Here is a 21,240-nt window from a genome sequence, read left to right as displayed (position 1 = left end):
TCCTCATTCAATTTTGATAACTAGGAAAAGTTCCTTATCTTCCATTATAAACTTTTCCTTGTTACTTGTAAAATTCGGGCTTGAAGTTTATAATAGAAAGTATGATTAAGATTGAAACCGTATTAGATATTTTAAAGAAAGATGGCCTTTTTCGTGAGATTATTGACCAAGGTCATTACCACTACAACTACAGTGAAGTTGTTTTTGATAGTATCAGTTACGACAGCAGGAAAGTAAAAGAAGGGACTCTTTTTTTTGCAAAAGGTGCTGCCTTTAAAAAAGAATACCTCCTATCCGCTATAAGTCAGGGCTTAGCTTGGTATGTCGCAGAAAAGGACTACGAGGTCGGTATCCCCGTCATCATTGTGAACGATATCAAAAAAGCCATGAGTTTGATTGCTATGGAATTCTATGGCAATCCACAAGAGAAACTCAAAATTCTCGCTTTCACAGGGACAAAAGGAAAGACAACAGCAGCGTACTTTGCTTACCACATCCTATCTCAACGCTACCCAACAGCTCTCTTGTCAACTATGAACACAACTCTGGATGGCGAGACCTTCTTTAAATCTTCCTTCTCGACACCTGAAAATATCGATCTTTTCGACATGATGGCTCAGGCTGTTCAGAATGGTCGAACCCATCTTGTAATGGAAGTTTCTAGCCAAGCCTATCTTGTTCATCGAGTATATGGTCTGACCTTTGATGTAGGTGTCTTTCTTAACATCACTCCTGACCATATCGGACCAATTGAACATCCAAGCTTTGAAGATTATTTCTACCACAAACGTCTCTTGATGGAAAATAGCCGAGCAGTTGTCATTAACAGCGATATGGATCACTTTTCTGTACTGAAAGAACAAGTTGAACATCAAGAGCATGATTTCTACGGTAGTCAGTCGAGCAACCAAATCGAGAATTCCAAAGCATTTAGCTTTTCAGCTACAGGTAAACTCGCTGGTGATTATGATATCCAACTCATAGGTCACTTCAATCAAGAAAATGCAGTCGCTGCAGGACTTGCCTGCCTCCGTCTAGGCGCTAGTCTGGAAGATATCAAAAAAGGAATCGCTGCAACCCGCGTTCCTGGACGTATGGAAGTTCTCACTCAAAAAAATGGTGCCAAGGTCTTCATCGACTACGCCCACAATGGTGACAGTCTGAAAAAACTTATTTCTGTTGTTGAAACCCATCAAACTGGAAAGATTGCTCTGGTTCTCGGTTCGACTGGAAACAAGGGTGAAAGTCGTCGCAAAGACTTTGGAATCCTTCTCAATCAACATCCTGAGATTCAAGTCTTTCTCACCGCTGATGATCCCAACTATGAAGATCCAATGGCCATTGCTGAAGAAATCAGCAGCTACATCAATCATCCTGTTGAAAAGATTGCCGATCGTGAAGAAGCCATCAAGGCAGCGATGGCCATCACAAATCAAGAACTAGATGCCGTGATTATTGCTGGTAAGGGAGCTGATTGTTACCAAATCGTCCAAGGAAAGAAAGAAGACTATCCTGGAGACGCAGCTATCGCAGAACGTTATCTATAAAAAAATCAAGGGAAACATTCCCTTGATTTTTTTAGTCTTCTTTCTTAAATGAATTTTTAAGACCTTCAACGGCACCTTCTACAGCACCTTTAGCATCTTCAACAACTTCTTTTGCTTTGGCAACTGTTTTTTCTACAGTACCTTCTGCTTCTGTCTTGCTATCGCCAGTAACTTTACCAAATCCTTCTTTGATAGCACCAGTTGCTTGATCCAATTTATTTTCAAGTGACATATCTCTGTCTCCTTTGCTTTTAATACGATAAACGTTATCGCTTACATTTAGTTTATGCTTATTCTTTAGCAAAGTCAAATAATCTGCTCAAAAGCAAACAATTAAGACAAATAGAAAGACAAGCGTTCCTTGTCGAAATCAACAACCAACTCATACTTTCCAGCTTCATTTTGAACAATATAGCCCAAGACGACTAAACTCTCAACGAAGATATCACGCCGTTTCTGCATGAGCTGGTCCTTTTTGAGGAACTTGAGCAAAAATGTCGTCATATATTTGAGAGCATACTCAGGATTGACATCTCCCAAAATGGCATAGAGTTCCTGCTGTTTTTCTGTCAAAGGATATTGGTGCTTGACCTTGTAGAAATAGTTGGATAGGGTCATTTTTGTTCGCGCAAAGTCGGTCTTTTCAACTAAAATAGCTGCATTAGTTTGATTGCGCAATTCTGTCTCAAACCTCTGCTCCAACAGAGCATGATAAACTGAACTGTCCTCTCTGATAAAAATTTCTTGGTCAAGGGCTAAATTATCCGTAGATTCTAAAAAAGGGAGATTGAGAAAATAGCGTTTGTTTTCCCTTCGGATCAAACCGACCTTAATATACTCTTCCATGAGTTTATCAACTGCTACATCTGGAAACTGGGCCTTGATTTCTCGAAGGATCACATCGTTATGCTGGTCCAGATAGTCCACCAAATCTATAAAAAATGGCTGCCGAGTCAAACGAGAGGGATTAAAAATCTGAATCATGAAGATTCCTTTCTTTACATTCTAAAAGAGGAGATGCTGCCAACTGACTGGGATTGGTCCCTAGTTGATTCAGAGGCACAGGAAGTTCGAGTTTCCTGTAATAGTCCCTCCAGAAATCGCTAATCTCCTGCTCCCCATCCCCAAATTGCATCGGAATAGTCCCAAAAATAGGAAGAATTTCCACGATATACTGGGAGCAGTAAAAACCAGACCCATCTGGATAAAAAGAGGCATTATAGGGTGCACCTAAATGTTTGCTAGCTCTCTCTTTTACCAAGTCAGCTTCCAGCTCTGGATAGACATAAAGGTCATAGAGATGAGTTCGTTCAAAAAATTCATCTAGTTCTTGGCAGATGACCCCTGCTTGCCCACTAGCATGATAGATCAAACCGTCCAAAAAGATGGCTACATGACTATAGTTCCCGGTCGAAGCCTGGATGGCCTGCCCCATATCTGAAAGATCCTTCACAAAGATCAAATCACCATTTTCTAACATCTTTCTCTCCTAGAAAAAAAGGAGCCGAAACCCCTTTAGTTATATGGAAAACATCGTTTTCTCGTGTCAATCTCTAGTCAAATGATTACCATTAAAATAATTCATTAACTATATTCTAAGAATCACTCTAGCTGAAAATAATAAAGTAGCACCAAACTTCCAAAAGACAGGGCTAAGTAGAGGATCCCTATTTGCAATCCATACAAATACCAAAAACTACCACTAACCAAAATAAAAATCGATGTCTCTGCAACGAGGCGGTGCCATTTTTTAAAAGCATGTGGAGATTTTGGTGCCATATATCGCGCCCAAAATAAGATTAATAGAACTGCTAGAAGAAAAAATAGGAATTTTTCCTGCCAAGAAATTTGTATCACAGACACGGAGAAAAGACCAAGTATTGCGACAACCTCAACCAAAAAGCGCAGTCCTTCAATCAATCGCATCATGCTATCACCTTCTATGAATAGTCAAATTAACAGTTCCAAATATTCCTTAAGAATTACCCATTAAAGCTTTCAGTCAACTGAGGCACCACTTGTTTCTTACGTGAAACAGCACCTGGAAGGAAAGCGTGGTTGTTTTCAAGTTTGAAGTTGAAAGCTGCTTCGACCTTGTCCATGTTTGACCCAAGAGCCAAAATTTCTGAGTTTGAGTTGACGATGTCTGTAATCATCAAAACAAAATCTGAGTAGCCGTTTGCTGCATTAGCTGCTTGCATTGCTGCTTCGATTTCAGCTTGACGTTCCAAGACTTCAGCAATATCAACTGTATTGACTTGGGCAACACGAACCTTATTTCCGTTGAGTTCAAAGGTCTTAGCATCGATGTCAATCAATTCTTCAGCAGATTTACTAGCCAAGTTTGTACCAGCTTTCAGCATAGCAAGACCGTACTCTTCCAAGTTGACACCAGCTAATTCAGCCAATTCAGGCGCAATCACTTTATCAGATGGGTGAGTTGTTGGAGATTTCAAAAGAAGAGTATCTGAAATCAAACCTGAAAGCATCAAACCTGCGATTTCTTTAGGAACAGCTACACCATGCTCTTTGAACATGCGATAAACGATAGAAGACGCTGATCCAACTGGTTCCAAACGCATGTAAAGTGGGCTGGCAGTTTCAAAATTAGCCACACGGTGGTGATCCACAACTCCGTAAACTTCTACTTCAGCAATATCTGACACTGATTGTTGGAATTCATTGTGGTCAGTCAAGATGACTTGCTCTGCACCTTCTGCTTTAGCAGATGTGATGACGCGTGGTGCTTCTACACCAAAATAGTTCAAAACAAAAGCTGTTTCTTCATTAGGAGTTCCAAGTGCTACAGCTTCTGTGTCCAATCCATAAGCCTCTTTTGCAAGGTAAGCAAAGGCTACAGATGACCCGATGGCATCTGAGTCTGGATTTTGGTGACCAAATACTAGAATCTTAGACATGATAATACCTCTTTAAATTTATTCATCTTATTGTAGCACTTTTTTCCTCTTTTGACAAAAGTAAGAGGAGCCAAAGGACTCCTCGTTAGACATCAATATGGTTGACTAGATTTTTCTCTTGATTTTCGGATAAAAATCGTTCTTTCTGTGGACGTTTCTTTCGTTTGAGGAGAGCTTCGGCAGACATGGCTTCTTCCTTACTGGCAAAACCCTCTACATAGATGAGTTTGACTGGCAAGCGAGCTCGGGTATACTTGGCTCCCTTACCACTATTATGAACGGCAAGGCGCCTCTTCACATCCGTTGTATAGCCCGTATAGTAAGAACCGTCGCGGCACTCCACCACATACATATAGGCCTTATGATCCATAGTAAATCTCTTGAATTTCTGGTGTATAAGAACCATCATCATTGTGAACGATGAGTGGTGGCAAGACCTTAAAGCCACTGGTCGATCCATCCTTGATAGCTTCGATTAAGAGCATATTGGCCTCCTTCTCACGTTTAGGATAGACAAATTGCAGGCGCTTGGGTGCCAAATTATGGCGTTGAAGCATGTCTAAGATATCCAAGAGCCGATCTGGACGATGAACCATGGCCAAACGGCCATTAGACTTGAGAATACTCTGAGCACTACGGCAGATTTCTTCTAGGTTAGTCGTAATTTCGTGTCTGGCCAGAAGGTAGTGCTCACTCTCGTTCAGATTAGAATGCGGATCCACCTTAAAATAAGGCGGATTACACAAAATCATATCCACCTTACTTCCCTGAATGTGGGCAGGCATATTTTTCAAATCATCGCAAATAACCTGCATCTGCTCTTCCAAGCCATTCAACTGAACCGAACGCTCTGCCATATCCGCCAAGCGCTCCTGAATTTCTACAGAGAGAATTTTTGCCTTGGTACGACTACTTGCAAAAAGTCCCACTGCACCATTTCCAGCACAAAAGTCCACAATTAAGCCATTTTTAGGAAAGCGAGGAAAGCGTGATAAGAGAACACTATCCACCGAATAGCTAAACACCTCTCTATTTTGAATGATCTTGATATCTGTCGAAAAGAGCTGGTTGATTCGCTCTCCTGATTTTAATAATTGTTCTTCTTTCATACTTTTATTATATCAAATTATGTTAATAGCACAAATGATTTAGATAATCGTATTTACGGCTTCTTTTTTAAATGCTCTAATGCTTCACGCGTCCAAACAGGCATCATTCGAGCAAGTGGTGCAAAACCGTGCTTGATCCGATCATTTGAAAAACGTCTCCGTCTTGGCAATTGATGTTTTTCTTCCTCCAAAGTACGGATAGAAAGACTGGCTTTTCCCGTGTATTCGTCAAAATCCACCACCTGTACTTGAACCTCATCACCAATTTTTAAAATGTCATAGATATTTTCAATAAATCCCGTCCGAATCTCCGAGATGTGAATCAGCCCTGTCACCCCTGTCTCTAACTCAACAAAGGCACCATAGGGCTGAATTCCTGTAATACGCCCGTTTAGCTTATCACCAATTTTCATCCTAGTCCTCAATTTCAATCGTTTCAATAACCACATCTTCAACTGGCTTGTCCATTGCACCAGTCTCAACAGCTGCAATGGTATCTAAGACAGCAAAAGATTCTGCGTCTACCAATTGCCCAAAAACAGTATGACGACGGTCAAGGTGAGGAGTTCCACCTTGCTCTGCATAAATCTCAGCGATTGGTTCTGGCCAACCACCACGCGCAATCTCTTTCTTAGAGTATGGCAAGTGTTGGTTTTGCACGATAAAGAACTGGCTACCATTGGTATTTGGACCAGCATTGGCCATAGAAAGGGCACCACGGATATTGTAGAGCTCTTCAGAAAATTCATCTTCAAAAGAGTCACCGTAGATTGACTCTCCCCCCATACCAGTACCAGTTGGGTCTCCACCTTGGATCATAAAGTCCTTGATAATTCGGTGGAAAATTACACCATCATAGTAACCATCTTTTGACAGAGCAACAAAGTTGGCTACTGTTTTGGGAGCATGTTCAGGGAAGAGCTTGATACGCAAGTCTCCGTAATTTGTCTTAATAGTTGCCAACGGACCTTCTACTGTTTCAATGTCTACTTGTGGGAAATGCAATTCTTTTTCTACCATACCAAATCCTTCTAAGGCATCAAAAATGCCATCTTCTTCTACTGTTTTTGTAATATAATCTGCTTTTTCTTTGATTTTTTCATGGGAAACTCCCATAGCAATACTGATTCCAGCATAATCAAAGAGTTCCAAGTCATTGAGACCGTCTCCAAAGACCATGACATTCTCTGGTTTCAAGCCTAAATGCTCCACCACCTTGGCTACACCTGTGGCTTTTGAACCTGAAATAGCCACGATATCAGATGAATGTTCATGCCAACGCACCATGCGAAGTTTACCAGAGAGGCTATCTGGTAACCGCAAGTTGTCCCCTTTTTCCTCAAAGGTCCACATCTGGTAAATGTCCGCTTTTTCATGAAAATCTGGATCCACATCCAAGTTTGGATAAATCGGATCAATAGCCTCACTGATTAGTTCTGTTCGCGTGGAGAGTTTGGCGTCATGACTACCAACCAAGCCGTACTCAATTTCCTCTTCCTTTGTCCAAGAAATGTACTCCTCAACATCTGACTTGTCAATCTGATGCTGATAAATGACCTGGCCTTTTTTATCTTCAATATAGGCCCCATTTAGGGTTACAAAAAAGTCCGGCTTGAGCTCACGAATCTCTGGAACAACACCAAAAATGCCACGACCAGAGGCAATTCCTGTTAAAATTCCTTTTTCACGCAACTGTTTAAAGACAGTGGGAATTGTAGCTGGAATAAAACCTGTCTTTGACGTACGCAAGGTATCATCGATATCAAAAAAGACGATTTTAATCTTCTTTGCCTTGTATTTTAATTTCGCATCCATCTCTCTACCTCTTTTCCATCACTCTTTCCATTATACCATAAAGCTGATGAAATTCCTTTTTTGAAAAAAGATGAAAATCCTATCAAAAAGAGAGCCAGTTAAACTAACCCTCTCTTTTCATTCTAGAACATCTCTAGAGCAATCATGGTAATCATCGTTGCATCATAGTAGTTGTCCAAAGGTAAATCTTGTGTGAAAATGTATTTATTTTGCTGAAGAAGTTTCAGATAGCCTTCTCCCTTGTCAGACGCATAGGTAATCGGGGCCAAGAAACTACCTGCCTGGTATTGATTGAGGGCAGTTCCATTCAAGTCATAACCAGCATAAATACGTTGCTCTTTCATAAAGAAATCCATCATCTTTTGAACGAGTTTTTGGCTTCTTTCATCCTGACTCTGAGACAAGTGATATGGCAAACGGCAAGCATTATAAGAATACGCTCCATCGTATTGAGATTCGATAGTGTTGGCATCAACAAGACGTGCCCCTGACTTCTCAGCCCAGATAAAGTCTGGCAAGAGACCCGTATCAGAATGAGAACTGATTTGCTCCAATTGCCCAAGCATCTTATCCTTAACATCTAGCCACTGTTTGTTTCCAGTCAGGTCATAGAAAGACTGGAAATAGTGAGGAAGAGTATCAGACGTCCGCATCAAGTAATAATAATCAGAATCCTTATTTGCCCAGTTTCCTACTGTTAGCACTCCTGTCTCTTCATTGTAATTGTATCGAAGAATTTCTTCTAAGATTTTTTTAGCTTGTGTTTGGTATTCCTGCGCCTTATTCGGCCACTGCTTGGCAGCTTCAATCAAAGAATAAGCGATATAGAGATCACCATCGGTTGCATTTTGCTTCTCAACCGTTTCGCTACCATTTGTGATCACTTGCTTCCAAGACATCAACTGCGTTCCCTCGATACGATGATTTTGGTAATAGCGATAAAGATTCTCAAAATCTGCTTGTGTTGCTTGCCCTTTTTGGGCTGCTAAAACCGTTATGAGCATGCCATAACTTTGGGCTTCAGATAGAACTGTTGTCTCCTCCGAATCATTCGTCGTACGAACATAAGACTGATCGCCTTTTGTAACAAGGAACTGTTGGCTCCATTGGCTGTAAATTCGATTACGCATCTCGATTTTAGTCCTTCCTCTTGCTAAAAACAAGGCTAAACAAAAGATAGAAAGGATGAGCACAAACCAGACATATTTTAATTTATTCGTTTTCATAAATCCTCCTATCCTGCAAATCGCTTAGTTTTAACCCACTTGGTTTCTTTTCGTCGGAGTACTTTATCCAGCACTATTGAAGAAATGGAATCAACGGATACAACGATAAACATCTGTGCGTAAGAGAAATATGCTGCCAAGGCTAACCAGATTTGTTTTGTCGTCGCTTGTCCAAATTGACTTGCCAATGCTGTCATAATTTGCATCAAATAGAGACCAATCATGAGTATCCAGTTAAAAAGCATGAGCTGGGCAATGTAGATATTGTCCGCATCAAAAGCAAATGGAACCCTGACATCTGGGAAGAAAAGATTAAGGCAGATTGCTAGCACATTCGCTAGGAAAATCAAATCTGATAGAACAATGGCAAAGTTAAACCAAAAGAAAACACATGAATAGTTAAAGACTTCTAGTTTAACACGCCAGTTTGCTCTGCCAAATAAATGCTTAAAGTTCGAGAGAACAACTTCATAATTTCCTTTCGCCCAACGTTTACGCTGCATATAGTAACTCTTTAAGGTTTCAGGTTCTTGTTGGAAAGCCTCTGAATTATAGGCAAGGGCAATCAATTTACCACTCTGCATGATTTTGAAGGAAATATCGGTATCCTCGGTTAAGGCGCCATTTTTCCAACCCCCGATGCTCTTTACAAAGTCGGTTTGAATGATAAAGTTGGTTCCTGGGATACGCCCAATTTTAAAGAGATGCCACATCCCAACGTGGTGCACGCGCTGAGTAACAACGATTTCTTGGTTGATACAACGAGTCAAGAAATTTTGGTTGGCGTTTCGAGTCTTGTTGCGACCAAAAGATGCCACGTGACGTTCTGGGTCCTTCATCACTTCTTTCACAAGGAAATAAAGGGCGTTCTTTTCAGGCATGGCATCTGCATCATAGACACAGATGTATTCACCTGTTGCCATCTCCAAAGCATCGTTTAGAACACCCGCTTTTCCTCCCGTACCAGTACGGTCGATAATAGTCAGATTTCTTTCTGCATATTCAGGCATGGCTTGTACAGACAAACATTCTGCATAGGTGTTATCTGAACAGTTATCTGCGAATAGAAGCAACTCCACACGGTCGTGAGGATAGTTCATATCCAAGATAGCTTTTGCTGTTTGGGCAATAACCACATCCTCATTATGAGCAGGAACAACAATCGTTACCTTAGGATAATAAGGTAGCGGCGAAGTGTCTACACGAAAATCACTGTGTTTAAACCAAAAGTGTACTGCCGAAAAGAGAATTACCAAGCCCCAAGCTAGAGAAATCCAAATTGTAAGCAAGGTAAAAATCATTAACATTTGACTAATCATGATTCACCGCCTTAAAATTTTTGTTCACTCGATGGTAAAGAATATTGTATGCAATAAATAGTATGATAAAACAAATGCCAAAGGCGAGACTGAGTCCCAAAGCAATACCAAAAAATAGTTCGGTTAAAGTCATGTTTCCCTCCTAATATTCTACAATTACATCTGTCTCTAGTTGACGTTTGAGATGACTGGCTACATCTGCGTAGTCTTGGTATTTATCTTTATTATCAGAGTTAATCACCAAATAGCCTGTTTGGAACTGAATTTCTTGATTGCCTTCTTCTCCATGAAAAACTAAACTGCTTAGTTTCTCCTGCAAATCATTAAAGTAAAGCTCTTTCAAGGAATATTGGTTACTGCTAGACAGAACGAGAAAATTACCATCTGAAACGTAATAAAGCTTATCATTGTAACTCAATTCCTGAGCAATTACCTCTTGAATACGACTGAGCATCTGGTTATGTTCTTTCGGTTTAATCTGGAAGAACAAATCTTCATGTGCCCAATGAATCAATAAGGATTGTACCGTCACATCACTTTGCTCAGTTACCATAGCTTGGTAATCTGCTTGAGCTTCGTCTTCCTGTTCTTGGACCTTTGAGGTCGCCTTGAAGAAATAATAACGAACCTTAAGTAGAATCCCAATCAAAAGAGGAAAACTGATTAATAAGAAGACCAGTTGAATGATTGGGATATAAACCACACCCGCAACCAAAACGATAAGTCCAAAACCAAATGCTAAGATAAGGGTCCAAGTAAGCAAAAGGTCAGATAATACCAACACTGCAAACAAGGCTAAAGCTAAAAACAAGATTTGTTCTAAAATGATTGCTCGAGCGTACAAAAAACAAAGCACCAAAAGAATGACCTCACAAGCAAGCAAAGCCATAAGCCAGTTTTTAAATTGACTCCAATTTTTCATTTTATCTTATTCCCCCCCCTTTGAATTCAGATACAGAAGTCGCTGCCCCAAAGTACTGTTGAATGGATTGTACGATTCGTTCAGAAGCTCTTCCATCTCCATAAGGATTTGGTGCATGAGACATTTGTCTATAAAGAGTTTCATCTGTTAAAAGTGCTGCCATCGCTTCTTTCACACATACTGGATCCGTACCAACTAGCTTCAAAGTACCTGCTCTTACTCCTTCTGGACGTTCCGTCGTGTCACGAAGGACAAGGACAGGTTTGCCGAGAGAAGGCGCCTCTTCCTGAACTCCGCCAGAGTCAGTCATGATAAAATAGCTTCTTGAAGCCAAATTATGAAAATCAAGTACATCTAAAGGCTCAATCAAGTGAATACGATCGTGACCAGCTAAGATATCTTTTGCTGCTTCCTGCACAGCAGGGCTAAGGTGAACAGGATAAACAACTTCAATTTCCTGATGAAGATCGACCATCTCACGTAAAGCTGCAAAGACATTTCTCATTGGTTGACCTTGATTCTCACGACGGTGCATGGTCACCAATACAAGTTTCTTATCTGGATCCAATTGATCTAGAACTTCATGATAGTAATCCGATTGAACGGTTAGTTTCAAGGCATCAATGGCTGTATTTCCCGTAATGACAATAGCAGACTCAGGATGATTTTCCTTGAGGAGATTTTCTTTACTCTCACTAGTTGGAGCAAAATAGAGATCCGCAAGACTATCTGTCATCTGACGATTCATCTCTTCTGGGAAAGGAGAATACTTATCAAAGGTCCTTAGACCAGCTTCAACGTGGCCGATACGTACCTGATTATAGAAAGCAACTAAACTGGCTGCAAAAGTTGTTGTTGTATCTCCATGAACAAGAATCATATCTGGAAGTTCTTGCTTAACAACTGGATCAAACTTTTCTAAAATTTTTCCAGTAATATCTAAAAGAGATTGATTTTTCCCCATAATATCCAGATCATAATGTGGCTCAATGCGAAACGTTTCAAGAACTTGGTCCAGCATTTGACGATGCTGAGCTGTCACAACTGTGATTGTCTCAATACTGTCACTATGTTTTTGCAATTCCAGCACTAAAGGGGCCATTTTAATAGCTTCTGGTCGTGTTCCAAAAACAACCATCACTTTCAGTTTCTTCATTATGCTATCCTTCTACTATAATAAAATTTGACACATCAGATTAATCTTTATATCGAATTATTGCGCAAATCAATTAATTTGATTATCTTAATTATTTTACCGTCAATTAATTTATATGTCAAATTTTTTCCAAATTATATTATTTCATTTAATTTAATTTTAACAATTTGTAACCTTTTTGTAATAATTTTATTTACAACCTTTGAAAAGCCTTATTTTAGGAAATTTTAAGACTTTTCAAAAGAATCCGTATTTAAAAAAACTAAACCTTATATGTTTTTTTTGATATTTATATTTGTATTGATATTTCAAACAATTATATTTTATCACTTTGAGGAATAAATCAAACAATTTCAAACAAAAAATTCCTTTTTCGAATGAAAAAGGAGGTTACGACTTCTTGCCATTTTAAAGTTAAACCTTATAAGATCTATCTTAAATCAAATCTTTTGACAGATATAAAACAAGGTCACCGATATCTTCACAAGTAGCATCCATAGCCGATCTGTGATTTTGATACCAGACGCCCGAACCATCTGGAATATAACCTCGTTTGATGTACAATCTCTGGGCAGGTCCATACCCTGAATGGAGCCCAACACCAAGGGTAACCTTATCCGATATGAGCTTAACTCGATTTTCTGCCTCTTCCATCAAGAAGTTTCCAGTACCTTGATTTTGAAAGGGCTCAAAGACATTAAAATCTGAGAGTTCTGGATAGATTTCTGCAAAAGGCCCCTGCTTAGCGCAAGGCAAAATTGTGACATAACCCACTAAAGCACCCCCAACCTCTGCAACTAAGACTTCTCTCTCCCCACATTCTTGTTCAAGAAAATACCTAGCCAAAATTTCTTCTCTACCCGGCCAACCTTGATTGGTAAAACCTTGGGATAGTTCTTTAACATCAGATGTTTGCATTTTTCTAATCAGACATGTTGTTTCCATAAGGTACTCCTTAAAAGCCTTCTTCCACTATTATAGCACGATAATAGAGATTAAAAGAAAAAACCTAGTAAGACAAAAGAATCTTACTAGGTCAAAAGGGACTCCATTCTAACAGAGTCCTGGAAAAGTCTGAAAAAAAGGGCCACTGGACCCAACTCGCTCTCTCGTTTCAAAGCTCGTGAAACAAAGACCTGTTGGGGGCTTGACTCGCTTTCTTATTTCCAAGCTCATGAAAAAGAGGTCCACTGGACCTCAACTCGCTCTCTCATTTCAAGGCTCATGAAAAAAAGACCTGTTGGGGGCTTAATTCGCTTTCTTGTTTTCATGCTCATGAAAAAGAGGTCCACCCGGACCCCAACTCGCTCTCTCGTTTCCATGCTCGTGAAAAAAAGACCCTTATGGGTCTTTTTTTTAATCTTCGTTTACGAAAGGCATCAAAGCCATTACGCGAGCGCGTTTGATAGCTGTTGTTACTTTACGTTGGTTTTTAGCTGAAGTTCCTGTTACACGACGAGGAAGGATTTTCCCACGTTCTGAAACGAAACGGCTAAGAAGCTCAGTATCTTTGTAATCAACATATTCAATTTTGTTTGCTGCGATGTAATCAACTTTTTTACGGCGTTTGAATCCGCCACGACGTTGTTGAGCCATGTTTTTTCTCCTTTATAGTATTAATTGTCCATTAGAATGGTAAATCATCATCTGAAATGTCCAATGGATTTGTTGCTCCAAATGGATTTTCAGAACGTGAAAAGTCTGGTACTGGGTTTGCAGGTGCTGATTGACCAGCAGTTGGTGCAGAATAAGCCCCACCTGTATGTCCTTCGCGCACTCCGCGGCTTTCCAACATTTGGAAATTCTCAGCCACGACTTCTGTTACGTAGACACGTTGTCCTTGCTGGTTATCGTAACTACGAGTCTGGATACGACCTGTGATCCCGATAAGAGAGCCTTTTTTAGCCCAGTTAGCAAGATTTTCAGCCTGTTGGCGCCACATAACGACATTGATAAAATCAGCCTCACGTTCGCCATTTTGACTCTTGAATGTACGGTTTACTGCAAGAGTAAAAGTCGCAACTGCTACATTTGATGGGGTATAACGCAACTCAGCGTCACGTGTCATACGCCCTACAAGTACAACATTGTTAATCATAATCTACCTTCTTACGCGTCAAGTTTGACGATCATGTGACGAAGAATGTCAGCGTTGATTTTTGAAAGACGGTCAAACTCTTTAAGAGCTGCGTCGTCGTTTGCTTCAACGTTAACGATGTGGTAAAGTCCTTCACGGAAATCTTGGATTTCGTATGCAAGACGACGTTTTTCCCATGATTTTGATTCAACAACAGTTGCACCGTTGTCAGTCAAGATAGAGTCAAAACGTGCTACCAAAGCGTTTTTCGCTTCTTCTTCAATGTTTGGACGAATGATATAAAGAATTTCGTATTTAGCCATTGATATGTTCCTCCTTTTGGTCTAATGACCCCAAGACTTTGCAAGGGGTAAGTGAGGTTTGCTCACAATTAACTATTATACTAGAAATACTAGTAGATAGCAAGAGAAAAAAGATAAAAATGAAAAATAACTCTATTGCTTAGAAATAACATTCTCTTTCAGTTCTAAAGCTCTGGCCATCTCTTTCAAAATGAAGAATAGTGAAAAGGCGACTATTACTAAAAAGAATCCTAAGTAAATAAAGGCTTCTACAAAACCTAGAGCATCAATCAGCCATCCCGTAAGAGGAAAAATAACAATCATACTCAGGCTGAACATCATGGAGTAGACACTTAGCATGGTTGCCCGTACCTCACTTGGGAGTCGCTTTTGTAAATCGTTGTCAAAAATCGGTTGAAAGAGAGCATATAAGGCGTTACTAATCAAATAAATGAAAATATAAATCAGTGGCGTACCAAAGTAGGAAAGTAAGTAGGTCACTCCCGTTAAGAGTACAAGAATTGGAAAGAGCTTTAAGGCTGCATACTTCTTTCCAATCTTACTCGCTAGATAAACTGCCCAGATATTCAAAACACTACCGATTAGCATGACCATCGAAATCTGCCATCCTTCTAAGTCCGGCAGTTGATTTTGATAGTAAAAATAAAACATGCACATCAGTGTCCCGATGATTTGGGACAGAAGCATCCAACCAAAAAGACTGGGATTTCTCTGCAGCTCCTCTTTGACAGTCCACATAATCCTTTTCATGGTCAGACGCTCAGATTTTTGCGCTTTAACACTAGGCTCTTTTAGCATCCAAGTTAGGAAAAGAACGATTATAGAAGTAACAATTATGATATAGTAAGTCAAGTGCAATTGACCATGGACAAAAAACCCCGCTAAAACGGTTCCCAAAGACCGAGTTCCTTCTGCTACCCCTGACATAAAACTGGAGATAGATAAGTAGCGCTCTTTTAATCCGGCTTCCACGGCCGAATCATAAACCATGGCTGCACTCGTCCCCGAATCAAAATTATAAGACAAGGCACTCACCACCATAGCGAGTGCGTAAATCCAAAAATTACCTTGCCCTGCTAACATGAGAATAGACGACGCAATTCCAGCTATTCGACTTAAATATAGATTGGTTTTATAGGAATAGCGGTCAGCTAACATTCCAGAGGGAATTTCACAGATGACACTGGTGGCATGAAAAATACTTTCCAATAAGCCAATCTGCCAAAGCGACATCCCGTTTTGACTGAGAAATAGAATCCAAAAGCTGGTAATGCCCAGAAAGGCAAAAAATTCCACACCAGCCATGAGACCGATATTCTTCCGGTAATTTCGTTTAAACATAGTTTCTCCTTTAACAAGTGTATTTGTATCTTTGTGTTTGTCACTTGTTAAGCTGTGCTTTACAAGATCTCCACCTCTTCCTTCTTCTACTTTGAAAAAACGCCCCTAGGGCGTTTTGATTTGTTTTATGGTTTGATACGGTGCAACATACGTGGGAATGGAATAGCTTCACGGATGTGTTTTGTACCTGCTGCGAAAGTGACCATACGTTCAATACCGATACCAAATCCACCATGTGGAACTGTACCGTATTTACGAAGGTCAAGGTAGAATTCATACTCTGTACGATCCATACCAAGTTCATCCATCTTAGCTACAAGGGCATCGTAGTCTTCCTCACGCATAGAACCACCAATGATTTCTCCATAGCCTTCTGGAGCAAGCAAATCTGCACAAAGCACGCGCTCTGGATTTCCAGGAACTGGTTTCATGTAGAAGGCCTTGATAGCTGCTGGGTAGTTCATGACAAATGTTGGCACACCAAAGTGGTTTGAGATCCAAGTTTCATGTGGTGAACCAAAGTCATCACCATGCTCAAGGTGTTCGTAGTCAGCATCTTCATCGTTTTCATGCTCTTGCAAGAGGTCAATGGCTTGATCGTAAGTGATTCGTTTGAATGGCTCTGCAATGTAGCGTTTCAAGAGCTCTGTATCACGTTCCAAGGTTTCCAAGGCTTGAGGCGCACGATCTAGAACACCTTGAAGAAGGGCTTTTACATACGCTTCTTGCAAGTCAAGTGACTCATCGTGTGTCAAGTATGAGTATTCAGCGTCCATCATCCAGAACTCAGTCAAGTGACGGCGCGTTTTTGATTTTTCAGCACGGAATACTGGACCAAAGTCAAAGACACGGCCAAGAGCCATAGCACCCGCTTCAAGATAAAGCTGACCTGATTGGCTCAAGTAGGCTGGCGTTCCAAAGTAGTCTGTTTCAAAAAGTTCTGTTGAATCTTCTGCTGCATTTCCTGAAAGGATTGGGCTATCAAACTTCATGAATCCATTCTTGTCGAAAAACTCATAAGTCGCATAGATAATCGCGTTACGGATTTGCATAACCGCTACTTGCTTACGAGAGCGGAGCCACAAGTGACGGTTGTCCATCAAGAAGTCTGTTCCGTGTTCTTTTGGTGTGATTGGGTAGTCTTGAGATTCACCAATCACTTCGATGTCTGTAATATCCAACTCATAGCCAAACTTAGAACGTTCGTCTTCTTTGACAATTCCTGTCACATAAACAGAAGTTTCTTGGCTCAAGCGTTTGATGACATCAAACTTCTCAAGTCCCACTTCTTCACCAAATTTTTCTACAAAGTTTGGTTTAAAGGCTACACCTTGGAAGAAGGCCGTTCCATCACGCAATTGCAAGAAGGCAATTTTCCCTTTTCCAGATTTGTTGGCAACCCAGGCTCCGATGGTCACTTCTTGACCAACGTAGTCTTTTACTTCGATGATTGTTACACGTTTTGTCATTATTTTTCCTTTTCTATTCTTCTTTATGGCAAACTGCCTCTATGTTATTTCCATCTGGGTCAATAATAAACGCAGCATAGTATCCCACATGGTAATTTTTACGTTCGCCAGGTGCACCATTATCCTTTCCTCCAGCAGCCAAAGCTGCATGATAGAAAGCATCTACTTCTTGACAAGTTTGAGCACTAAAGGCAAAATGCATCGGCTCTTGTTGGCCAACATTTAGCCAAAAATCACCACCTGGATCCACATCTCGCGGTTCTGTGAAACTAACGACCTGCCCCGTATCAAATTGAAGGTGATAATTTAAAGCAGCTAAAGTAGCTTGATAGAAAGCTTTAGAAACTTCTAAATTCTTTACCTTAAGGGTAAAATGATCTATCATTATAATTCCTCCATAAACTGATGCAAACGGCGAATAGCTTCTTTTAATGTATCCAAGTCTGTGGCATAACTGAGACGAACATTTTCTGGTGCTCCAAACCCAGCTCCTGTAATCAAGGCCAGTCCGACTTCTTCGAGAATAGCTGTTGTAAACTCTGTCACATCTGTATAACCCTTCATCTCCATCGCTTTCTTAACATTTGGGAAGAGATAGAAGGCTCCTTGAGGCTTGACAACTTCAAATCCTGGGACTTGGCACAAGAGAGGATAAATGGTATTCAAACGTTCCTCAAATGCTTGGCGCATGGTTTCAACAGAGTCTTGTGGCCCAGTTAGGGCTTCAATGGTAGCATATTGCGATACGGCAGTCAGGTTAGAGGTTGTTTGTCCTGTTAGTTTGCTCATGGCAGCGATAATCTCAGGATTTCCCACAGCATAACCTACCCGCCAACCAGTCATGGCATAGGCCTTAGATACACCGTTAATCACGATGGTTTGCTTGCGAATGGTTTCTGACAAATTAGAGATTGGAACAAACTCATTCCCGTTATAAACCAAACGACCATAAATATCATCTGCTAGGATAAGGACATCATGTTCAACAGCCCAATTTCCGATAGTCAAAAGTTCCTCTCGAGAGTAGATCATACCGGTCGGATTCGATGGTGAATTGAGAACCAAGACCTTGGTCTTATCTGTTCGGGCTGCTTCTAGCTGCTCTACTGTTACTTTAAAGTGATTGTCTTCCTTGGCCTGGACAAAAACCGGCACACCTTCTGCCATCTTGACCTGGTCTCCATAGCTGACCCAGTAAGGTGTAGGAATGATGACCTCATCACCTGGATTGACCACAGCCATAAAGAAGGTGTAGAGAGAGAACTTGGCACCAGTCGCAAAAGTGACTTCGTTGGCCGCTACGGAATAACCATAATAACGCTCAAAATAGGTATTGACCGCTGCTTTTAACTCTGGTAGGCCTGAAGCAACTGTATAAAAGGAAGCTCGTCCATCTCGAATCGCTTCTATCGCTGCATCCTGAATGTTTTCAGGAGTATGAAAATCAGGCTGTCCCAAAGTTAAGAAAAGAACATCCTTTCCTTGAGCTTTTAATGCTTTGGCTCTTGCATCACTGGCTAGAGTGACGCTTTCTTCCATTTCTAGTACACGTTTGGATAGTTTCATATGCCCTCCTTATTGGATCACTGCTCCTGTTTCAAAGTCGACCAGATAGTACTGATTTCCTGACTTGACTTCCCAAATCGGCTTGTCCTGATAGCGACCAAAAGTAATCTTGTCAATGTCGCTAGCTCCTTTTTCCCTCGAAATCGTCGCCGCCTTGTCTTGAGAAATCCCCTTATCAAGCTGATAAACATAAATCTTGTGGTCATTCTTTTCAATCAGTACGGCAATGGCCTCTTGCTTTTTATTATGTCCCAGAACACTGTAATAACCCTCTAGACCATTGTAGAAATCAACCTGATCTGCCTTTTCCAATTCTGCATACTGCTTGGCTAGTTTTTCTCCCTCAACTCTAGCATCTTGATAGGGTTTCATGCTGAGTGATATCAGATAAAGGAAGGAAGTCGTCATGACTAGTACTACCAGAGCAATGCCGATTCCATACTGTAAAAGTAGCTTGTTTTTTGCTTTTTTCTGTCTTAGTTTCACTCGTCTATTTTACCATCTCTCCTTCTTTATTACAAGTGAAGACGGGAACATTCTAAGATTCTTTTCCTATAAAATGTAAGTTCTTGTTTTTCTCTCTCATTATTGATAAAATAACCTTATGAAACAATATTTGAAAGAGAAAATTTCCGATAATCAACTAGACTTAAAAACAGCTATTGTCCTCAATAAAGCCATACGAACTTTTAAACCATATGAAGCCAAGGCTGCCAAAGAACACGGGCTAACACCTACTCAATTTTCTGTTCTGGAAACCCTCTATAGCAAGGGGGAACTACGCATTCAGGACTTGATTGAAAAAATGCTAGCCACTTCTGGAAACATGACTGTTGTCATTCGAAATATGGTTCGAGATGGGTGGATTTCTAGAACTTGTGACCCAAAAGATCGTCGATCCTTTTTCCTGAAATTAACACCTGCAGGACGCAGAAAAATCGAAGAGGTTCTTCCTGATCATATCGATTCTATCGTAGAAGCACTCAGCATCTTGGAAGATGGCGAAAAGGAAGAGTTAATCCGCATTTTAAAAAAATTTAAAAATTTGTGAGCAAAATTATTGCTAATTAGTATCATTTGCTGTAACATAGATGGTAACAAAAGAGTTCGCTCTTTGAATTTTAAACTAAAGGAGACACATCATGTCTAAAAAAGTATTATTTATCGTCGGTTCACTACGCCAAGGTTCTTTCAACCACCAATGGCCCTCGAAGCTGAAAAAGCACTTGCTGGAAAAGCAGAAGTTAGCTATCTTGATTACTCAGCTGTTCCTCTCTTCAGCCAAGATTTGGAAGTTCCAACTCATCCAGCTGTAGCTGCTGCTCGTGAAGAAGTTCTTGCTGCGGATGCTATCTGGATCTTCTCTCCAGTCTACAACTTCTCTATCCCTGGAACAGTGAAAAACTTGCTTGACTGGCTCTCTCGCGCCATTGATTTGTCTGATACACGTGGTGCTTCTGCCCTCCAAGACAAGTTTGTTACTGTCTCATCTGTAGCCAATGCAGGTCACGATCAACTTTTTGCGATTTACAAAGACCTCTTGCCATTTATCCGCACACAAGTCGTTGGTGACTTTACAGCCGCTCGTGTCAATGACTCTGCTTGGGCAGATGGAAAATTGGTGTTAGAAGAAGCAACTGCTTCATCACTTGCAAAACAAGCGGACGACCTTCTTGCAGCCATCAACTAATCAAACAAAAACCAGCTCTAATGAGCTGGTTTTATGCTTGTTTCACAAAGACGAATTCTAAATCACTGGATAAATCAGGTTGGTAGTCAAAACCGGCGAAGCTAAGCTTACGAGCTTGTTCGACTGTTTGGACTTGCCCCTCTATCAAGGCAGTCAAAAAGGCCCCACGGGCTTTTTTTGAAATGGTTGAGTGGATTTTCAGCTGACCTGCCTTTTCCTCCATAAATTTGAAGGTCACCATCTTTTCTCTGATTTCCTTCGAAAATACGGTTTCAAACTCTGATGATAAGAGTGAGAATATCAAGTTTTCATCTTGTAGGGCCTCATCGTAGGCTGACTTCCAATGACTCTTTAAAGTCTTACCAGCAACTTTTAACTTCATCAAGAAGTCCAAACGGTGAGGAGCCATGGGCGACAAGGCAGGGACAACACCGTATAAAGCCGAGGTAATCAGGACATGATTTTCAAGATAGGTTTGTTCAGCCTCGGTTAACCCATCTCGTTTGATGTGGCGATACATGAGACCATCGAAGAGTTTCAAGGCTGGATAATATTTAGCCCTGTGATTTTTTAGAGCTTGAATATGAGCGTATTCTTCTTCTGCTTTCTCGGCAGATACCTTATAAAAAGTCTCTAATTCACTAGCTGAGTAATGCGCAAGTGAGTCAAGGACTGCCTGACTTTCTTCCCTCAAGGGGAGCGCTTCGATACAAGGATGGTCTGTGTTCATTTCTTTTGCTGTTGGGATTAAAATTTTCATAT

At 40.6% G+C, this 21,240-nt stretch carries 26 protein-coding genes and 1 pseudogene; 3 read left to right on the top strand and 24 right to left on the bottom strand.

What is annotated here, in order from left to right; genetic code table 11:
- Nucleotides 1-101 precede the first annotated feature (101 nt).
- Complete coding sequence (locus NML69_RS07585) at nt 102-1,547, top strand: UDP-N-acetylmuramoyl-L-alanyl-D-glutamate--L-lysine ligase (protein ID WP_254726104.1); 1,446 nt, start codon at nt 102-104, stop codon at nt 1,545-1,547.
- Between the two features lie 31 nt (nt 1,548-1,578).
- Here the strand turns inward: NML69_RS07585 and NML69_RS07580 are convergent, their stop codons facing one another.
- The 23 genes from NML69_RS07580 to NML69_RS07470 form a co-directional block, all read right to left on the bottom strand.
- Entirely contained in the window at nt 1,579-1,779 is a 201-nt protein-coding gene (locus tag NML69_RS07580) for a CsbD family protein (RefSeq protein ID WP_000051179.1), read from the bottom strand.
- 101 nt (nt 1,780-1,880) lie between these two features.
- The gene (locus NML69_RS07575; RefSeq protein ID WP_254726102.1) at nt 1,881-2,531 is read right to left on the bottom strand and encodes a DUF1803 domain-containing protein; all 651 of its coding nucleotides are present in this window, start codon (nt 2,529-2,531) and stop codon (nt 1,881-1,883) included.
- Nucleotides 2,515-3,027 carry a YiiX/YebB-like N1pC/P60 family cysteine hydrolase gene (locus NML69_RS07570; RefSeq protein ID WP_254726100.1) on the bottom strand — a complete coding sequence of 171 codons (513 nt, stop codon included), beginning with the start codon at nt 3,025-3,027 and terminating at the stop codon, nt 2,515-2,517. The genes NML69_RS07575 and NML69_RS07570 overlap by 17 nt, the downstream gene beginning before the upstream one ends.
- A 122-nt stretch (nt 3,028-3,149) precedes the next feature.
- The gene (locus tag NML69_RS07565) at nt 3,150-3,476 is read right to left on the bottom strand and encodes a DUF2568 domain-containing protein (protein WP_042769125.1); all 327 of its coding nucleotides are present in this window, start codon (nt 3,474-3,476) and stop codon (nt 3,150-3,152) included.
- 53 nt (nt 3,477-3,529) lie between these two features.
- Nucleotides 3,530-4,465, bottom strand: a complete 936-nt coding sequence (locus NML69_RS07560; RefSeq protein ID WP_000036036.1) for a manganese-dependent inorganic pyrophosphatase — start codon at nt 4,463-4,465, stop codon at nt 3,530-3,532.
- 85 nt (nt 4,466-4,550) lie between these two features.
- Nucleotides 4,551-4,835: a GIY-YIG nuclease family protein gene (locus NML69_RS07555; protein WP_000349631.1), complete on the bottom strand. Its 285-nt coding sequence runs from the start codon at nt 4,833-4,835 to the stop codon at nt 4,551-4,553.
- A complete protein-coding gene (locus NML69_RS07550) occupies nt 4,825-5,574 on the bottom strand; it encodes a tRNA1(Val) (adenine(37)-N6)-methyltransferase (RefSeq protein ID WP_254726099.1) in 750 nt (249 codons plus the stop codon). The genes NML69_RS07555 and NML69_RS07550 overlap by 11 nt, the downstream gene beginning before the upstream one ends.
- Before the next feature lie 53 nt (nt 5,575-5,627).
- Complete coding sequence (locus tag NML69_RS07545; RefSeq protein WP_000689613.1) at nt 5,628-5,987, bottom strand: S1 RNA-binding domain-containing protein; 360 nt, start codon at nt 5,985-5,987, stop codon at nt 5,628-5,630.
- Nucleotide 5,988: 1 nt separating this feature from the next.
- Complete coding sequence (locus NML69_RS07540; RefSeq protein WP_254726097.1) at nt 5,989-7,389, bottom strand: bifunctional Cof-type HAD-IIB family hydrolase/peptidylprolyl isomerase; 1,401 nt, start codon at nt 7,387-7,389, stop codon at nt 5,989-5,991.
- A gap of 122 nt (nt 7,390-7,511) precedes the next feature.
- Nucleotides 7,512-8,615, bottom strand: a complete 1,104-nt coding sequence (locus NML69_RS07535; protein ID WP_254726095.1) for a glycosyl hydrolase family 8 — start codon at nt 8,613-8,615, stop codon at nt 7,512-7,514.
- Between the two features lie 8 nt (nt 8,616-8,623).
- On the bottom strand, nt 8,624-9,934 hold the full coding sequence (locus NML69_RS07530) for a glycosyltransferase (RefSeq protein WP_000625489.1): 1,311 nt from the start codon (nt 9,932-9,934) through the stop codon (nt 8,624-8,626).
- Nucleotides 9,927-10,067: a hypothetical protein gene (locus tag NML69_RS07525; protein ID WP_000176307.1), complete on the bottom strand. Its 141-nt coding sequence runs from the start codon at nt 10,065-10,067 to the stop codon at nt 9,927-9,929. The genes NML69_RS07530 and NML69_RS07525 overlap by 8 nt, the downstream gene beginning before the upstream one ends.
- Before the next feature lie 9 nt (nt 10,068-10,076).
- A complete protein-coding gene (locus NML69_RS07520) occupies nt 10,077-10,856 on the bottom strand; it encodes a hypothetical protein (protein ID WP_254726093.1) in 780 nt (259 codons plus the stop codon).
- A 1-nt stretch (nt 10,857) separates the two neighbouring features.
- Nucleotides 10,858-12,012 carry a non-hydrolyzing UDP-N-acetylglucosamine 2-epimerase gene (gene wecB, locus NML69_RS07515; protein WP_254726091.1) on the bottom strand — a complete coding sequence of 385 codons (1,155 nt, stop codon included), beginning with the start codon at nt 12,010-12,012 and terminating at the stop codon, nt 10,858-10,860.
- A 435-nt stretch (nt 12,013-12,447) separates the two neighbouring features.
- A complete protein-coding gene (locus NML69_RS07510; RefSeq protein WP_084937124.1) occupies nt 12,448-12,957 on the bottom strand; it encodes a GNAT family N-acetyltransferase in 510 nt (169 codons plus the stop codon).
- Between the two features lie 411 nt (nt 12,958-13,368).
- Nucleotides 13,369-13,608: a 30S ribosomal protein S18 gene (rpsR, locus tag NML69_RS07505; protein WP_000068664.1), complete on the bottom strand. Its 240-nt coding sequence runs from the start codon at nt 13,606-13,608 to the stop codon at nt 13,369-13,371.
- A 31-nt stretch (nt 13,609-13,639) separates the two neighbouring features.
- Nucleotides 13,640-14,110, bottom strand: coding sequence for a single-stranded DNA-binding protein SsbA (gene ssbA, locus NML69_RS07500; protein ID WP_000609596.1), 471 nt, complete (start codon nt 14,108-14,110; stop codon nt 13,640-13,642).
- A gap of 11 nt (nt 14,111-14,121) precedes the next feature.
- Entirely contained in the window at nt 14,122-14,412 is a 291-nt protein-coding gene (gene rpsF, locus NML69_RS07495) for a 30S ribosomal protein S6 (RefSeq protein WP_001151782.1), read from the bottom strand.
- Nucleotides 14,413-14,544: 132 nt separating this feature from the next.
- Nucleotides 14,545-15,753 (bottom strand): MFS transporter, encoded by a 1,209-nt coding sequence (locus tag NML69_RS07490; RefSeq protein WP_254726089.1) that lies wholly within the window; start codon nt 15,751-15,753, stop codon nt 14,545-14,547.
- Nucleotides 15,754-15,878: 125 nt separating this feature from the next.
- The gene (gene asnS, locus NML69_RS07485; RefSeq protein ID WP_180382792.1) at nt 15,879-17,225 is read right to left on the bottom strand and encodes an asparagine--tRNA ligase; all 1,347 of its coding nucleotides are present in this window, start codon (nt 17,223-17,225) and stop codon (nt 15,879-15,881) included.
- Nucleotides 17,226-17,235: 10 nt separating this feature from the next.
- Nucleotides 17,236-17,607, bottom strand: a complete 372-nt coding sequence (locus NML69_RS07480) for a VOC family protein (RefSeq protein ID WP_007516973.1) — start codon at nt 17,605-17,607, stop codon at nt 17,236-17,238.
- Complete coding sequence (locus tag NML69_RS07475) at nt 17,607-18,788, bottom strand: pyridoxal phosphate-dependent aminotransferase (protein ID WP_254726087.1); 1,182 nt, start codon at nt 18,786-18,788, stop codon at nt 17,607-17,609. Before NML69_RS07475 ends, NML69_RS07480 begins: the two co-directional genes overlap by 1 nt.
- A 9-nt stretch (nt 18,789-18,797) precedes the next feature.
- Nucleotides 18,798-19,274: a DUF5590 domain-containing protein gene (locus NML69_RS07470; RefSeq protein ID WP_070800033.1), complete on the bottom strand. Its 477-nt coding sequence runs from the start codon at nt 19,272-19,274 to the stop codon at nt 18,798-18,800.
- 118 nt (nt 19,275-19,392) lie between these two features.
- On the opposite strand from NML69_RS07470, the gene NML69_RS07465 reads away from it, so the two are divergent.
- Together NML69_RS07465 and NML69_RS07460 are read left to right on the top strand one after the other, a co-directional pair.
- Complete coding sequence (locus NML69_RS07465; RefSeq protein ID WP_025172773.1) at nt 19,393-19,839, top strand: MarR family winged helix-turn-helix transcriptional regulator; 447 nt, start codon at nt 19,393-19,395, stop codon at nt 19,837-19,839.
- Between the two features lie 91 nt (nt 19,840-19,930).
- A pseudogene (locus NML69_RS07460) lies at nt 19,931-20,478 on the top strand (NADPH-dependent FMN reductase).
- Nucleotides 20,479-20,509: 31 nt separating this feature from the next.
- Here NML69_RS07460 and yaaA read toward each other — a convergent pair.
- Nucleotides 20,510-21,238 carry a peroxide stress protein YaaA gene (gene yaaA / locus NML69_RS07455; RefSeq protein ID WP_254726085.1) on the bottom strand — a complete coding sequence of 243 codons (729 nt, stop codon included), beginning with the start codon at nt 21,236-21,238 and terminating at the stop codon, nt 20,510-20,512.
- Between the last annotated feature and the right edge of the window lie 2 nt (nt 21,239-21,240).

The organism is Streptococcus sp. CF8-6 (assembly GCF_024295845.1).
Classification (GTDB): domain Bacteria; phylum Bacillota; class Bacilli; order Lactobacillales; family Streptococcaceae; genus Streptococcus; species Streptococcus oralis_BO.
The sequence above is the reverse complement of the archived record's forward strand: the minus strand, read 5'-3'. Positions and strand labels throughout refer to the sequence as shown.